The sequence below is a fragment of the Mesorhizobium sp. IMUNJ 23232 genome (assembly GCF_044326205.1).
Lineage (GTDB): Bacteria > Pseudomonadota > Alphaproteobacteria > Rhizobiales > Rhizobiaceae > Kumtagia.
Genome location: NZ_JBIRCY010000018.1, coordinates 107,693 through 122,549, shown reverse-complemented (window position 1 = coordinate 122,549; position 14,857 = coordinate 107,693). Strand labels below are relative to the sequence as shown.

The window sequence follows — 14,857 nt, the reverse complement described above, 5'->3', positions numbered from 1 at the left end:
ACCAATGCTATGATCCCTGCCGCCTGTGTTCGAAGGAGGGCGGCGTTGGACGAGAGTGGACCAATCGAGACTAACCGGGAGGCGCTGAAGCGCATCCTCGTGATGCTCGTCGGCATGGCCGAGATGGCCGGCGGTGGCGCCACCCTTCCCCGCCATCTCTACCGCGCCATCTTGCGGCTGCTGCGTCCGGCCGAATCCGCCGCGCGGCGCCTGATCATCGCGGTAGCGCGCGGCATCGTGGTGGTGCTGCCGCCGCTGCGTCCGCGAAAGCCGAAGCCGAAGATTTCCGACACGGTGGCCGCCATGCGCCGCCTCGGCCTCGCCGTCACCCTGTCGAAGCAAGACTTTGCCCGCTATGAAGCCGAGTGCAAAGCCGCCGAACGGCGCGCCGCCAGGCCCCGCGCAATCTGCCTGCCGCTGTTCGATCCGCCGAAATATCCGTTCCGCGTCCGCCGCCGCTATGTGCCGGGGCGCGGCGTGCCGCGCATCTCGGTTCCCGGCTTCAGCGAGCCGTCTCCGTTGCCGCGCCCTCCATCGCCCGACGATCCGATCGATGCGGCGCGGCTCGGCCTGCGGCTTCAGGCGCTTGGCGCGGCCCTCGACGACCTGCCAAAACAGGCCAAACGGTTCGCCCGCTGGAAGGCGCGCTGCGACGCGGCGGTTGCGGAGATGAGGCAAATCGGCAGCGCTGTGATCGTGCGCGGCAGGACGGCGCGCGGCACGGTCCGGTTCCAGCGGACACGGCCTTTGTGGCTGGGCCGGCCGCCCGGCGGCCGGCTGTCGCCCTACGACCCGGACGCCCGGCGCCGCAGCAACATCCGCGAGGTCGACGAGATTCTGGCGCATGCCCATGCGCTGGCCTTGGACGCGCTGGATCAGTCGCGCCCCGATACGTCGTGAGGGGTGGCGGGCCAGGCCGGCGCCTTCGAGAAGCAAGATATTCCGGCATGTTCAACGGCCAGACGGAAAAGAATCCGGGCGTGGCGATGATCCGTGCTGCCCGGCAGTGCCGTTTTCGTCGGTGGCGAAGCCGGCCGGACCGGCTCAGGCCCGGATCACGCCTTCCGGCAAGCTGCGAAGAAAGTCGATCATCGCCGCGTTCACCTCGTCCGGGCGCTCCTGCTGGGTCCAATGCCCGCAACCGGGCAGCATCAGTGTTTCGCTAAGCTGCGGGACGAAAATCTTGAGATTGGCCAGCAGCCGATCCATGCCGGGGAAACTGACCACAAGGTCGCGGTCCCCCGCCATATAGAGCGCGGGAACCTTGACCTGAGCGCCCGCCAAGGGCGCCATCAGCTCCCAGTTCCGGTCGATGTTGCGGTACCAGTTGAGACCACCGGCAAAGCCGGTGCGCCGGAACTCTCCGGCGTAGAAATCGACGTCGCTCTCGTCGAGCCAGCGCGGCAGGTTTTGTGGCGCTTTAAGGGCTTGCAGGAATCCGCCGCTGTGCGGGACCATGCCGATTGGGGCGCCAGCGCCAGCGCCCGGGGCGTCTCCCGATGCAGCATAAAGCATGGTGCGCAGCGTGGCCCGAGGGTCGCGTTCCAGTTCCGCCTCGGCAACACCGGGTTTTTGGAAATAGAGCTGGTAGAACTGGCTGTCCGCCGTTTTCGGCATGAGGCCGGTCGGGCGCTGACTGGCGCGCGGCCGGAACGGCACGCTAAGGCCGATGACGGCACGAAAACGGTCCGGCCGCAGCAGCGCCGCGTGCCAGGCGACAGGGGCGCCCCAGTCGTGGCCGGCGATGACCGCGGTGGGGGCCTGGAGGGCGTCGAGAAGGCCCACCATGTCGCCGACCAGATGAAAGAGCGTGTACTGGTCGATCGCCTCCGGCCGGTCGCTCTTGCCGTAGCCCCGCATGTCGGGGGCGACCGCGCGAAAGCCCGCCGCCGCGAGAGCGCCCAACTGATGGCGCCAGGAATACCAGGATTCGGGAAAGCCGTGGCACAGAAGCACCAGGGGGCCGTCTCCCTGCTCCGCGACGTTGAGGCGGATGCCGTTGGTCTCGATCATTCGCTGTGTCGGTTCGCTCACGGCTGCTTCCTGCGCTTGCGTTTCCACCTCCGATTAATGGCAGGCGGCGGTGGAGGCTGCAACGGCTGGGTTGAACGACCGAATGCGAAGTTCCGGAGGAATGGTTGCCTGTGTCAGGAACGGCTGCGGCAACCAATGTCCGACATGAATCAGTACCTCACGCGCGAATACCGCAAACAGCCGCAACGGGGCCGCGAGTGAAAACTCCAAGCGAAACGCTGCTGCATCAACAGACCATTAACCTGCGGTTGTGTTGGCGTGCCCCCGTCGCCGCGCTTCGTGTAATATCTGCCACGATGCCACTGGAGGGAGGTCCATGAAGAGATTTTTGGTCGCCGTCGCGTTGTTGCTGCCGGCGCTCAGCGGTGCGGCCAGCGCCGGCCCGGCCATGGCGCCCGCTCCGGCGGCCGGAGAGTCCCTCGTCGTACAGGTTCGTGGCTGCCACGCCGATGTCCGCCGTCACTATGTGCCCGAGTATGGGCGCGCGGTCTGGCACTACCACAACCGCCGCTGCGTGCCGATCCGCGCCGGCGGTGAGCCGATCATCCGAGACTGCCACCGCGACGTGCGCCTGCACCGTATTCGCGGCGTGCTCGTCTGGCATCGCCATGTCGGTCCGAGCTGCGCGGTACGCGTCGTCAGCCGCAGCAACTGAGTTCGATACGAAAAGGGCGTGGCGGGCATCGTTCCGCCGCGCCGGCCCGCCGGCCTGTCGACGCCGATCAGCAGGGCTCGTCGCTGACGATCCGGTAGCGGGCGGATTCGGCCTCGCAGGCATTGGGGAAGGTGCGGACATTGCCGCCGCGCCGTGCACAGACGGGCTTGTATTCGCGCGTACAGAAGCGAGGCTCTTCGCCACCGCCACCGCCACCGCCACCGCCACCGCCACCGCCACCGCCACCGCCACCGCCACCGCCACCGCGACGGCATTCCCCGCGATCGATCACGCGGTAGCCGGCGGTTTCGGCGACGCAGGCGTTGGAAAAAGTCTGGCGGTCGCCGCCGCGGCGGGCGCAGACCGGATCGTATTCGCGGGTGCAGGCGCGGGGCTGGTCGGGGCGATCGTCATCGCGGCGGCATTCGCCGCGTCGCACGATGCGGAAGCCGGCGTTGTCGGCCATGCAGGCATTGGCGAACGTCCGCAGGTCGCCGCCGCGCCGGCCGCAGACGGGATCATATTCGCGGGTGCAGAAGCCGCCATCAGGAATAGGCCGGGGGCGGGGGCCTGGGCGGTCCTCGTCGACGACGACGGTGCAGGCGGCCAGCACGACAAGGGCAAGGCTGACTATGGCGTCGCGCAGTTCGATCCTCGACAGCAGACGCATCGATGTCCCTCCTCGTCGCCGGAACGGCCGGCCCGACGGGCGGATGATCGTGATTCCGCGGGCGAATGCAATCCCCATACGGACCCGGCAACCTGGCGGAAGGGTTCATACGAGTACCGTTGCGACTGTTCGGCCCGCTTTGTCCCGCAAGTCTTTGCTGCGACTGGCCTTGCGCCTTGCGGATGAAACATTTCCATGCGATACATTTTGTGTTCGGGCATTTGCTACCCGGAGACTGGACCCGTTTTTGGACGAAACCTTTCCCCGATATCGTGAATATCTGACGGCCCCACATTGGCGGGGGGCATATCGCGCATCGCGCACGGTCGCCAAGTCTATGCCGCTGTCCGGCTTCCCCGGTACTACCGCCGAGCAGCGGGCAAACCGCAACGGGTGAAGGAGCTTTCCCCCATGTCCCAGACGGGAACCGTCAAGTTCTTCAACGCTACCAAAGGTTTCGGCTTCATCACGCCGGACGGCGGCGCCAAGGACGTCTTCGTGCATATCTCGGCGATCGAGAAGTCCGGCCTGCGCACGCTGGTCGATGGCCAGAAGGTGTCCTTCGACGTCGAGCCGGATCGTATGGGCAAAGGGCCGAAGGCGGTCAACCTGCGCGCATCCTGAGACCGCGCCTGTCCTGAAGTGGCCCAACGACAAGCGCGGCGTGGCGGTTTGACCGCCGCGCCGATTTTGTATTTGAAGCGTTGCTGCGGTGCATAAACCGGTCCCTCCGGCTCATCCGGCCGCTGTATTCTTGGTTTTCCTGGAAACTTCGTCGCGCAACGATGCGGGCGGGGAAAACTTTCGCTTGCCCCTTGCTTGAAAATGAAGGACTAATCTCGAACTCGGGCATTTTTGCGGGCCCGGAGACGGGAATGGCATGCGGCGGTTGCTTGCGGAAAGCGCCGACGAAGCGCGGCAGCAAACAATAGAGGGCATGGGAACAGCCCCGTCGCGACCAGGCAATTTCTTCTCCTTGCCGAATGACCGGGCGCCGTGCGGGCGAGAATCCCGTCGGCCTGGTGGTTGATGGGGTCACAAGGAGTTACCTATGCCGCAGCACGGCACCGTCAAATTCTTCAACCATGCAAAGGGCTTCGGTTTCATTACGCCCGATGATGGCGCCAAGGACGTATTCGTCCATATATCTGCGGTCCAGGCTTCCGGGCTTCCGGGTCTTGAAGACGGCCAGAAGGTGAGCTTCGACACCGAGCCGGACAAGCGCGGCAAGGGACCCAAGGCGGTCAACCTCACCATCGGCTGACGAACGACGGCCTGCCGCGCCGCGCGACCGCCGCGACGTTTTGCGGATCTTCGCGCGTGCAAGAGGACCGGCGATACTGGTTTGGCTGCAGGGTTTGGCCATCATTCCGCCCGATGGTTCGTTCAGCTTGCGTTCAGGCGTGCCTGCTTATGGTTTCCACCCGACATAAGACGGCGCTCGTTTGCCGCCGGTCGAAGGAGATCGAAATGAACCGTTTGCTCAAATCCGCCGTGCTCGGCCTCGCCGTCACCGCCACCACGCTCTCCGCCCTGCCGGCCGCGCAGGCCGGCGACGGCTGGCGGCGCCACAACTACAACCACTATCATGGCAATTCGGACGGCGACCTCGTTGCCGCGGGCGTGCTCGGCCTGGCGGTCGGCGCGCTCGCCGCCGGTGTCGCGACCGCCCCCGCGCCGGAATATTACGAGCCGGAACCGGTTTATGGCGAACCGATCTATCGTGAGCCTGTGCGCGTCTATCGCGAGCGCCCGGTGCCCGTCCGCCGCTACTATGTGGAAGAGCCGCGAGTGGTCTATGCGACCGGCGCGCTCGAGCCGTGGTCGCCGGAATGGTACGACTATTGCGAAAACCGCTACCGCTCGTTCAACCCGCGCACCGGCACCTTCACCGGTTATGACGGCCAGCGGTACTTCTGCCAGGCCAATTGATCGCCTGATCGCCCGCCCGGATTGTCGAAGAAATGCGGCGTCGCCGAAGGGCGGCGCCTTTTTGTGTTTGTCGCGCGTCTCGCGTCCGTAGGAGGTAGCCTCCGCCCGACAGTATTATGTCAGTTGCAATCCACGCCCTGCTACCCCACCGCGCCTGCGTCGGCTAAGCTCGATCGAGTTTCAAGCCGACGCTGAAAAATGATTGTCCAGGCCTGCATCAACGGCGCACGCTCAGCCAGCTTCCACCCGGCGCTGCCGCTGACGGCGGAAGCAATGGCACGGGACGCCGCCGCCTGCGTCGCGGCCGGAGCGGCCGAGTTGCACATCCATCCACGTGGGCCGGACGGACGGGAAAGCCTTGGGGCGATCGACCTCACGATCCCGTTGGTCCGGCGTGCGTGTCCGGGCACGCTGGTCGGCGTTTCCACCGGCGCCTGGATCGAGAACGACGAAGCGCGCACGCGCTCGCTTATCGACGGTTGGACCGAATTGCCGGATTACGCCTCGGTGAACCTTTCGGAGCACGATGCGCCAGCGGTGATGCAGCGGTTGCGGGCACGCGGCGTCGGCATCGAGGCCGGGCTCGCATCGGTGGCGGATGCCGAGCGTTTGGCCGGGTTGAAAGACGGCGGCAGGATTTTCCGCATCCTCATCGAGATATCCGAACAGGATTTTTCCGAGGCCAGGGAGGTCGCCGAGGGTATCCATACGGTGCTGGAGCGGGCCGGTCTGCGCAAGCCGATCCTGCTACACGGCGCGGACGCCACCGTCTGGCCCTTCGTGGAACTTGCAGAGGAGCGGCGTTGGTCGACGCGGGTGGGACTGGAGGATGGCCGCACGCTGCCGGACGGAAGCATCGCATCGGGAAATGCGGCGCTGGTTGCGGCGGCGGTCGGGATATTTCGCTCGGGTAGGGCAGTAGGCAGTAGGCAGTAGGCAGTAGGCAGTAGGCAGTAGGCAGTAGGCAGTAGGCAGTAGGCAGTAGGCAGTAGGCAGTAGGTCTATTGCTCTGTGCGCTCCTAAAAAAGCAATCGGCGACATGTTGATCGGCCCAGAAAAAGCCGCGCTTCCTCCTACTGCCTACTGCCTACTGCCTACTGCCCCACCAAGAACGGATTGCTCCGCCGTTCCTCGCCGAAACGCCCGCCGGGGCCGTGGCCGCAGATGAAACCGATGTCGTCGCCGAGCGGCAGCAGCTTGTTCTTGATCGAGGCGATCAGCATGGCATGGTTGCCGCCCGGCAGGTCGGTGCGGCCAACGGACCCGTGGAACAGCACGTCGCCGACATGCGCGAATTTCGCGGCGCGGTCGAAATAGACGACGTGACCCGGGGCGTGGCCCGGACAATGCAGCACCTCGAAAACATGCTCGCCGAAGGAAACCGTCTCCCCCTCAGTCAGATAACGGTCCGGCACACAGTTGCGTACGCCGCCCGACAGTCCGAAGCGGACCGCCTGTTTCTCCAGATTGGAAAGCAGCGACCGATCTGCCTCGTGCGGTCCGATAATCTCGACGCCGAGCGCGTCCTTCAGATCCATGGCCCCGCCGGCATGGTCGATATGGCCATGGGTGATCCAGATCGCCTTGATGTCGAAGCCATTGTCGCGGACGGCCGCGAGGATGCGGTCGACATCCCCGCCCGGATCGACGACCACGCCTTCCTTGGTTTCGTCGTCGAAGAGGATCGTGCAGTTCTGCGCGAAAGGGGTGACGGGAACGATCCCGGCGTTCAGATTGCCCATGCTGCTCCTCGCATGCCGAACCGATTTGGCTCGACCGTTCCTATGCAACGGAGCGGGGCGAATGGAAAGCGTCGCAGGAAGGCTTGCGCACGGAACCCGCGCCAACTTTCGTTCAAGACAAGAAACTCTCCGAAGTCGGCGGCCTCGGCGGGCAGTCTGCCGTGAGATGGGCAAGGCGCGGGCGCCTTGCCCTGGCAAGGATTGTAACCTCAAGCCTTGTTCATCGACTTCATCACCATGCCGACAATCGCCGTCAGCACGCCGCCGCCGACGAGGCCGCCAACCCCATCGCCGAGCACACCCGACATCGCGCCCTGCACCGCCGGATCGCTCAGCACGTTGGTCAGGATCTGGCCGCCGGCGACGCCGCCGATCACGCCGGAGATGACCTTGGTCACCGCGCTCATCGCGGCCTGTTTCATCGCCGCGCTGACGCCGAGCCCGCCGATCGCGCCGGTGACTGCCTGGATGATGATAGGGAGAAGTGCTTCCATGTCCAATTCCCTCCTCGGACCTCCGGCATGTGCCGGCAACCAAAGACAGACATCGGAAAAATGTCGCAGTCAATTCGATTGTTGAAAATGCGACGTGGACGGCGGCTGCCGTCCACTGGTTTTCTTGTCAAAATTGTGTCGCAGGGTCGATTTCGGCCCTGCGAATCACTCCGCCGCGATCGCCCGCTTTGGTTGAACCTCGGCCGTGTAGTCGTTCATCAGCGTCCGGGTGATCTCGCCCGGCTGGAAATTATAGGGGCCGATTTCGGCAATCGGCGTAACCTCGGCGGCTGAGCCGGTAAGGAAGCACTGCTCGAAGCCGTCCAGTTCTTCGGGCTTGATATGGCGCTCAATGACCTCGAAACCGCGGCGATGGGCCAGTTCGATCACCGTCTGGCGGGTGATGCCGTTCAGGAAGCAGTCGGGCAGCGGCGTGTGGATTTTGCCGTCCTTGATGAAGAAAAGGTTGGCGCCGGTGGCTTCGGCCACATAGCCGCGCCAATCGAACATCATGGCGTCGGCATAACCCTTGGCCTCGGCCGCGTGCTTGGACAGCGTACAGATCATGTAGAGGCCCGCGGCCTTCGCCTTCGACGGGATGGTGCGCGGGTCAGGGCGGCGCCATTCGGCGACGTCGAGGCGGATGCCCTTCATCTTCTGCGCCGGGTCGAAGTAGCTCGGCCATTGCCAGATGGCGACAGCGCAATTGATCTTGTTGTTCTGCGCCGAGACGCCCATCTGCTCGCTGCCGCGCCAGGCGATCGGCCGGACATAGGCATCGGTGAAACCCTGCTTCTTCAACAACTCGCGGCAGGCGTCGTCGATCTCGGCGACGCCGTAGGGAATGGTGAAGCCCAGGATGCGCGCCGATTCATGCAGGCGCTCGGTGTGCTGGGTCAGCTTGAAGATCTCGCCGCCATAGGCGCGCTCGCCTTCGAACACGGCGCTCGCATAGTGCAGACCGTGGGTCAGCACATGGATCTTGGCGTCCGCCCATTTGACGAATTCGCCATTCATCCAGATAAAGCCGTCCAGTTGATCGAAAGGAACGGATGCCATTTCTGCCTCCCTCGGACCGGAGCCCGTGTTGTTTTCTTCAGGATCGACGCCTTCGCGGCAGTCACCCTTGAGTGGAAAGACTATGCCTATGGGTCCGCCGAGGCAAACTCACGAAGCGTCGGAAATTTCGGCGCCGGCTTTCCTTTTCGTTCGCAATCGAGCGAAAAGCTTGCCAAAAATTACCAGCAGCCAAAAAATATGTCAATAAGGCTGACATAAATTTCCGATCGAATCAGGATGCGCATGCCAGATCGAACCCAACCCGCCGTCAAACCGATCCGCACGCCGCTTTCCGGCGAGGACGGTATCGACCTGTCCATCATTGAGCTTTTCTTCTTCGCCTACCGCGACTTCACGTCCGATCCCGACCAGATCCTGGAGACCTACGGTTTCGGCCGGGCGCATCACCGGGTGCTGCATTTCGTCAACCGCAAGCCGGGGCTTACGGTCGCCGAATTGCTCGACGTGCTGCAGATCACCAAGCAGAGTCTTGCGCGGGTACTCAAGCAGTTGATCGATACCGGCCATATCCTCCAGGTGCCGGGACCGCGCGACCGCAGGCAGCGCGAACTCTATCCGACCCCGAAGGGAAGGCAGCTCGCACTGGACCTGGCGCGGCCACAGTCGCGCCGCATCGATGCCGCATTGAAGGCGATCAGCGCGGGCGAGCGGCAGACGGTCGAGGGCTTTTTGAAGGCCATGGTCAACGCCGAACTCCGGCCGCAGATCGACCAGTTGGCGATACGGCGAAAAGACAACAACGAGGGCTGAGATGGCCGATATTCCTTCCTCACCGGATGACGACGCGCCGCACCTCCTGGTGGTCGACGACGACACCCGCATCCGCAACCTGCTGAAGCAATACCTCACCGAGAACGGTTTTCGCATCACGGTCGCAGGCAATGCAGAGGAGGCGCGGCGGCAGTTGCGGGGGCTCGATTTCGACCTGCTCATCCTCGACGTGATGATGCCCGGGGAGACCGGCGTCGACCTGACCAGGTCGCTGCGGGCCGAGAAGTCGGTGCCGATCCTGATGCTGACGGCACTGTCGGAGACCGACAGCCGCATCGCCGGACTGGAAGCCGGCGCCGACGATTATCTGCCCAAACCGTTCGATCCGCGCGAGCTGATCCTGCGCATCAACAACATCCTGCGCCGCGGCGGCCCTTCGGCGACGCCAAAGGTCGAGCAACTGGTGTTCGGGCCTTACACCTTCCAGATCGCCCGGCGCGAGCTCAAGAAGGGCGGCGAGCCGCTCAAGCTCACCGACCGCGAGCAGGAGATTCTGGCGATCTTCGCGGCGCGCGCCGGCGAGACCATCCCCCGCCACGAACTTGTCGCTGGCGAATCCGAAGTCAGTGAACGCACCATCGACGTGCAGATCAACCGGCTGCGCCGCAAGATCGAGCGCGACCCGGCAAATCCCGTCTGGCTGCAGACGGTGCGCGGCGTCGGCTACCGGCTGAGCGTCGAATAGGCTCGACCGGCATCGCAAGCCGCGCCATTAAGCATTTGTTTGAACCCACCAATCAGTCTTGCGGCGCGGCAGGTCGTGATTCGCCGCGCGTAGGGGAGTGGGGACTATTCATGCATGATCAATCGGCGCGGCTGTTCGGCTTTCCGATCGACCGGCGCGCGGCGCTGGTGCGGCGCACGGCGGCGGAACTGTCGGGGCTGAACGGCGAGGCCGCCAACGGCTACTGGCGCACGACGGCGCGCAAGCTGCTGCAGGAACTCATCGAGCAGGGCCGCGACATGGAAACCGCGCGCGGCGAAGTGCTGCGCTTCTTCGAGGCGGTACAGGCGGAATTCCGCAAGGAGACGGCGGAGCGGCGGTCGATCGTGACGGCGTGAAATCGGCGATGCCGCCACTTCGACGCATGGCGGTTCCCTCCCGTTGCCATCCGCACTAAAATAGACGCGGGCCGGCAACTAGCCGGCGCGCGGAAACAGGACGATGGCGACTTCGGAAGCTCAACGGACGGCATTTGCAGGCTGGCGCCTGCATGTCGGGCGCGTCTATAGCCGCGCGCGCTACCATTGGGAATGCCTGGTCTGGCGGCCGATCTCGCGTTACCTGCCGAAACGTCTCTATTCGCGTTCGCTGATCATCGTCGTCGCGCCGATGATCATATTGCAGTCGGTGGTCACGCTCGTCTTCATGGAGCGCCACTGGCAGATGGTGACGCAGCGCCTGTCGACGGCGGTGGTGCGCGATATCGCGGCGATCATCGACCTGGCCGAGACATTTCCGCAAACCGGCGGCGACTACTCGCAGCTCTCCCGCATCGCGCAGGACCGGCTGGACATGAAGATCGACATATTGCCGCCGGAACCACTGCCGCCGCCGGGGCCGAAGCCGTTCTTCTCGATCCTCGACCAGGCGCTTTCGGAGGAGATCAGAAGCCAGATCAGACGGCCTTTCTGGATCGACACGGTGGGCGATTCAAAGATCGTCGAAGTGCGTATCCAGCTCGAGCACAATGTGTTGCGCGTCTTCGTGCGCCGCAACCAGGCCTACGCGTCCAATTCGCATATCTTCCTGGTCTGGATGGTCGGCACGTCGCTGCTGCTGCTCGGCATCGCGATTCCATTCCTGCGCAACCAGATCAAGCCAATCACGAAACTCGCCGAGGCCGCGGAAAGCTTTGGCAAGGGGCGGCCGCTGCCGTCGGATTTCCGCCCGCGCGGCGCGGAGGAGGTGCGGCGGGCCGGCTACGCCTTCATCCAGATGCGCGAGCGCATCGAGCGGCAGATCGAGCAGCGCACCGCCATGCTGACCGGCGTCAGCCACGACCTCCGGACCATTCTGACGCGCTTCAAGCTGCAACTGGCGCTGAGCGGCTCGAAGCCGGACGTCGAGGCGCTGAACCAGGACGTCAACGACATGCAGGCGATGCTCGAAGGCTATCTCTCCTTCGCGCGCGGCGAGGCGCTGGAGGATCCCGGCCGCTTCGACCTTGCCGCCTATTTCGACAAGCTCGGCGACGAGGCGAAGCTGCGCAAGCGCAAGCTGACGACGACGCTGGCAGGCGCGACCGACATCCATGTGCGGCCCAACGCCTTCGGCCGGCTGCTCTCCAACCTGACCGGCAACGCCTTCCGCTACGCCAGGAACATCGACGTCAAGTCGACGCATACGCGCGGCACGCTGCGGGTCGTCATCGACGACGACGGCCCGGGCATCCCCGCCGACAAGCGGGAGGAGGTATTCAAGCCTTTCGTGCGGCTGGACAACGCCCGCAACCTCGACTCCAGCGGCACCGGTCTCGGCCTGTCGATCGCCCGCGACATCGCGCGCAGCCACGGCGGCGACATCTGGCTGGAGGACAGCCCGCTTGGCGGACTGCGGGTTATCTTGAGGGTGCCGGCGTAGGTTGACGAACTGATTGAAAAGGCCCGTCGCGCAGTTTCTTGCGCGTTCTGTCATTGATCGATTGCACTTCAGCCGAGCCGCAGAGCCTAGTTTGCTTATCAGGCTGGAGTGACTGTCAGCTTGAACCCCAGCGCCCTGGTCACTCCCGCAAGCGTGGATAATCTAGGGTCGCCGTTCTCATTCAGCGCCTTGTACAGCGCTTCGCGCGTAACTCCAGCCTCTTTGGCGATAGAGGTCATGCCTCGCGCTCTTGCAACATTGCCGAGCGCCTTGGTGATCACAGCAGGATCGCCATCCTCGAAAGCAGCCTCGACGTAAGCAAGGATCGCCTCTTCGTTGTTGAGAAATTCGGTGGCATCCCATTTGGTTGTTTCGAGCGGCATCTAGATCTCCTTTGCAATGGTGATGGCTCTGTCGACAGGGCGGGACACGAAATATCTCCTATGTGAGGCAGCGGCCTGCAAAACACGCCAACATAGATCAGTTTCTGCTGTCCGGCGCGCAAATCCAGCAAGTCATCGGAGCGTCAAGCTTCTACGTCATCCGGCTGTCATCGAATCCGCACATATGGCCGGTATGCGATTGCATGCTGCGCACGATGCCAACGCCGGGACGGAGCCGATGGAAGACGCCGTTTCCGGTGCCTATGGCTTCAGCCGTATCCTGATCGTCACCGATGCCTGGCATCCGCAGGTCAACGGCGTGGTGCGCACGTTGCAGCATCTTGCTGACAATCTCGCGGCGACCGGCAACACCGTCGAGTTCCTGACGCCTCAGGAATTCCGTACCATCCCGATGCCGTCCTACCCCGACATCAGGCTGGCGCTTGCCACGCCCGGCAAGGTCGGCAGGCGCATCGAGGCGTTCAGGCCCGACCACATCCATATCGCCACAGAAGGCCCGCTAGGCATTCTCGCCCGGCGGCACTGTCTCAAGCGCGGCTACATCTTCACCACCAGCTATCACACGCGCTTCCCCGAATATGTGCGCGCACGCGTGCCGATCCCGGAAAGCTGGATCTACCGGCGGCTGCGGCGTTTTCACAATTCCGGGGCAGGCACGCTGGCGGCGACGCCTTCGCTGGCGAAGGAACTGACCGAACGCGGTTTCGAGCATGTGCGGCTGTGGACGCGCGGCGTCGATACTGACTTCTACCGGCCGGACCGCAAGCCGGTGCTCGACCTGCCGCGGCCGATCTTCCTTTCCGTCGGGCGGGTCGCCGTGGAGAAGAACCTGCCGGCCTTCCTCGACCTCGACCTGCCCGGCAGCAAGGTCGTGGTCGGCGACGGGCCGGCGCTGGCTTCACTGCGGGAGCGGTATCCCAGCGCGCATTTCCTCGGCATGCATACCGGCAATGCGCTGGCCCACATCTACGTCTCCTGCGACGTGTTCGTGTTCCCCAGCCGCACCGACACGTTCGGCATCGTGCTTTTGGAAGCGCTGGCCAGCGGCCTGCCGGTCGCCGCCTACAATGTCACCGGGCCGGCCGACGTCTTCGCCGACGGTGTCGGCGGCGTGCTATCCGACGATCTGCGCGAGGCGGCGCTCGCGGCACTCGCGGTCGACCGCGAGACGGCTCGGCGCAAGGCGACGACCTATAGCTGGGCGGCCTGCGCGGCGCTGTTCATGCGGCATGTGCGCGCCGCGCATGTCGAGCAGCCGGCGGTGCTGCCCGCCGGCGAGGCGGCGCCTTCCTACTGAGCCGTTGCGGGCGCCGCGGCTGGCGCCGGCGCTTTGGCCTTTCCCATGCGCGATAGAACATAGGCGACGCCGAGCGTGATCGCCACCAGTCCGATCGACAGCAACGGCCTGTACCAGAACCAGGCGACCGCGATCGTCGTCACGCCGACCAGCAAGGCGGCGACGAAAGCAAGTACGCCGGCACCCAGCCGCACGATGCTGCCGAGGAAGGGGATGACGTCGGCTATGACGCCGAGCGGCCCGAGCAGTAGCGCGAAGCCGATGAATATCACGACAAGGCCGACGGCGCGCAGGATCCAGGTGAGTATCGTGTTTTCCGTGACCGCCTCGGCGAACATCTTTTCAGCCGGCACGAGGCCGCTGTCGACCATCAGCAGGTCGTAGCCGGCCTTCGTCGTATAGGGCTCGAACCGGCTGCCAGTCTGTTTGCCGATGATGCTCATATCGCCGGCGGGCACGATTGTGTAGCTGATGCGATAGTCGCCGACCGCGGGCGAGGCAGGGTTTGGGCCGAGATAGATCTCTCCACCGGCAATGCTGACTTTCGTGGTGCCCGAAAAAGCGTCGCGCACCGCGCCGAGCTGGCCGGACGTAAGCGCCAGCCGCTCGTCGCCGCCGACGAGGTCGATCACCGGCTGGTCGAGGGTGAAGGCGCCGAGCGCGGCCCGCGGCACCTGATAGCGCTGGTCGCGGATTTCCATCGATGGATTGGAATGGCCGGAAGGTTGCTTGAAGTCCGACGAGTCGATCGGTCGGTCCGACCAGTCCTTCGAGTAGGTGTAGGTGGTGACCGTCTCCTCGCCGCCGCCCAGCTTGGTCTTCGTCTCGGATTTGGAATCCTGCTTCCACTGGTACATTTCGACGGAGCGCTCGAGCCGCAGGCCGGGCGCGGAAATGCCGAAGTCGGGATCGGCCGGCGTCGAATCCGTCGTGACCTTGCCGCCGACATGCACGAGCTTGCCGTCATTGCCCGGATCAACGGCATCGGGCCGGATCGACACCACGACGCCCGCGCCCTCGGCAAGCGCCTTTGCCGTGGTCACTGCACGCCCCTCGTTCCAGAACAACAGGATGACCATGCCGATGACCAGCAGCAGGCCGATCAGCACGCCGCCGATCGAGCGGCCGATGCGGCCGAACCATGAGGTTGACGTCACTTCCCGGAACGAATCGCTCATACTTGCCCCCAAGCGC

18 protein-coding genes are annotated in these 14,857 nt (G+C 64.6%); 11 read left to right on the top strand and 7 right to left on the bottom strand.

What is annotated here, in order from left to right:
* Nucleotides 1-45 precede the first annotated feature (45 nt).
* Nucleotides 46-900, top strand: a complete 855-nt coding sequence (locus tag ACH196_RS15775; protein ID WP_396647861.1) for a hypothetical protein — start codon at nucleotides 46-48, stop codon at nucleotides 898-900.
* Between the two features lie 144 nt (nucleotides 901-1,044).
* Here the strand turns inward: ACH196_RS15775 and ACH196_RS15770 are convergent, their stop codons facing one another.
* Nucleotides 1,045-2,013 carry an alpha/beta fold hydrolase gene (locus ACH196_RS15770; RefSeq protein ID WP_396647860.1) on the bottom strand — a complete coding sequence of 323 codons (969 nt, stop codon included), beginning with the start codon at nucleotides 2,011-2,013 and terminating at the stop codon, nucleotides 1,045-1,047.
* A 337-nt stretch (nucleotides 2,014-2,350) separates the two neighbouring features.
* Between ACH196_RS15770 and ACH196_RS15765 the strand changes: the two genes are divergently transcribed.
* Nucleotides 2,351-2,689 (top strand): hypothetical protein, encoded by a 339-nt coding sequence (locus ACH196_RS15765; RefSeq protein ID WP_396647859.1) that lies wholly within the window; start codon nucleotides 2,351-2,353, stop codon nucleotides 2,687-2,689.
* Nucleotides 2,690-2,756: 67 nt separating this feature from the next.
* Here ACH196_RS15765 and ACH196_RS15760 read toward each other — a convergent pair whose 3' ends face one another.
* Nucleotides 2,757-3,359, bottom strand: coding sequence for a Kazal-type serine protease inhibitor domain-containing protein (locus ACH196_RS15760; protein ID WP_396647858.1), 603 nt, complete (start codon nucleotides 3,357-3,359; stop codon nucleotides 2,757-2,759).
* A gap of 411 nt (nucleotides 3,360-3,770) precedes the next feature.
* On the opposite strand from ACH196_RS15760, the gene ACH196_RS15755 reads away from it, so the two are divergent.
* The 4 genes from ACH196_RS15755 to ACH196_RS15740 all read left to right on the top strand — a co-directional run bounded on the left by ACH196_RS15755 (nucleotide 3,771) and on the right by ACH196_RS15740 (nucleotide 6,227).
* Nucleotides 3,771-3,983: a cold-shock protein gene (locus tag ACH196_RS15755; protein ID WP_308059115.1), complete on the top strand. Its 213-nt coding sequence runs from the start codon at nucleotides 3,771-3,773 to the stop codon at nucleotides 3,981-3,983.
* A 427-nt stretch (nucleotides 3,984-4,410) separates the two neighbouring features.
* Nucleotides 4,411-4,623: a cold-shock protein gene (locus ACH196_RS15750; RefSeq protein WP_349003424.1), complete on the top strand. Its 213-nt coding sequence runs from the start codon at nucleotides 4,411-4,413 to the stop codon at nucleotides 4,621-4,623.
* 206 nt (nucleotides 4,624-4,829) lie between these two features.
* Nucleotides 4,830-5,291, top strand: a complete 462-nt coding sequence (locus ACH196_RS15745; protein ID WP_396647857.1) for a BA14K family protein — start codon at nucleotides 4,830-4,832, stop codon at nucleotides 5,289-5,291.
* Between the two features lie 198 nt (nucleotides 5,292-5,489).
* Nucleotides 5,490-6,227: a 3-keto-5-aminohexanoate cleavage protein gene (locus tag ACH196_RS15740; RefSeq protein ID WP_396647856.1), complete on the top strand. Its 738-nt coding sequence runs from the start codon at nucleotides 5,490-5,492 to the stop codon at nucleotides 6,225-6,227.
* Between the two features lie 158 nt (nucleotides 6,228-6,385).
* Here the strand turns inward: ACH196_RS15740 and ACH196_RS15735 are convergent, their stop codons facing one another.
* The 3 genes from ACH196_RS15735 to ACH196_RS15725 form a co-directional block, all read right to left on the bottom strand.
* Nucleotides 6,386-7,033, bottom strand: coding sequence for an MBL fold metallo-hydrolase (locus tag ACH196_RS15735; RefSeq protein ID WP_396647855.1), 648 nt, complete (start codon nucleotides 7,031-7,033; stop codon nucleotides 6,386-6,388).
* A 209-nt stretch (nucleotides 7,034-7,242) separates the two neighbouring features.
* The gene (locus ACH196_RS15730; protein WP_396647854.1) at nucleotides 7,243-7,527 is read right to left on the bottom strand and encodes a hypothetical protein; all 285 of its coding nucleotides are present in this window, start codon (nucleotides 7,525-7,527) and stop codon (nucleotides 7,243-7,245) included.
* 165 nt (nucleotides 7,528-7,692) lie between these two features.
* Nucleotides 7,693-8,586, bottom strand: a complete 894-nt coding sequence (locus ACH196_RS15725) for a branched-chain amino acid aminotransferase (protein WP_396647853.1) — start codon at nucleotides 8,584-8,586, stop codon at nucleotides 7,693-7,695.
* A gap of 243 nt (nucleotides 8,587-8,829) precedes the next feature.
* Here ACH196_RS15725 and ACH196_RS15720 point away from each other — a divergent pair, with 243 nt between their 5' ends.
* The 4 genes from ACH196_RS15720 to ACH196_RS15705 all read left to right on the top strand — a co-directional run bounded on the left by ACH196_RS15720 (nucleotide 8,830) and on the right by ACH196_RS15705 (nucleotide 11,962).
* Nucleotides 8,830-9,357: a MarR family winged helix-turn-helix transcriptional regulator gene (locus tag ACH196_RS15720; RefSeq protein WP_396647852.1), complete on the top strand. Its 528-nt coding sequence runs from the start codon at nucleotides 8,830-8,832 to the stop codon at nucleotides 9,355-9,357.
* Nucleotide 9,358: 1 nt separating this feature from the next.
* Entirely contained in the window at nucleotides 9,359-10,063 is a 705-nt protein-coding gene (locus ACH196_RS15715) for a response regulator (protein WP_396647851.1), read from the top strand.
* Nucleotides 10,064-10,173: 110 nt separating this feature from the next.
* The gene (locus tag ACH196_RS15710) at nucleotides 10,174-10,440 is read left to right on the top strand and encodes a DUF6074 family protein (RefSeq protein WP_396647850.1); all 267 of its coding nucleotides are present in this window, start codon (nucleotides 10,174-10,176) and stop codon (nucleotides 10,438-10,440) included.
* 103 nt (nucleotides 10,441-10,543) lie between these two features.
* Entirely contained in the window at nucleotides 10,544-11,962 is a 1,419-nt protein-coding gene (locus ACH196_RS15705; RefSeq protein ID WP_396647849.1) for an ATP-binding protein, read from the top strand.
* Nucleotides 11,963-12,060: 98 nt separating this feature from the next.
* On the opposite strand, the gene ACH196_RS15700 is transcribed toward ACH196_RS15705, so the two are convergent.
* Nucleotides 12,061-12,345 (bottom strand): addiction module antidote protein, encoded by a 285-nt coding sequence (locus ACH196_RS15700; RefSeq protein ID WP_396647848.1) that lies wholly within the window; start codon nucleotides 12,343-12,345, stop codon nucleotides 12,061-12,063.
* Between the two features lie 238 nt (nucleotides 12,346-12,583).
* On the opposite strand from ACH196_RS15700, the gene ACH196_RS15695 reads away from it, so the two are divergent.
* Complete coding sequence (locus tag ACH196_RS15695; protein WP_396647847.1) at nucleotides 12,584-13,663, top strand: glycosyltransferase family 4 protein; 1,080 nt, start codon at nucleotides 12,584-12,586, stop codon at nucleotides 13,661-13,663.
* Here the strand turns inward: ACH196_RS15695 and ACH196_RS15690 are convergent.
* Nucleotides 13,657-14,841 (bottom strand): TMEM43 family protein, encoded by a 1,185-nt coding sequence (locus ACH196_RS15690; protein ID WP_396647846.1) that lies wholly within the window; start codon nucleotides 14,839-14,841, stop codon nucleotides 13,657-13,659. The genes ACH196_RS15695 and ACH196_RS15690 overlap by 7 nt on opposite strands.
* Nucleotides 14,842-14,857 lie beyond the last annotated feature (16 nt).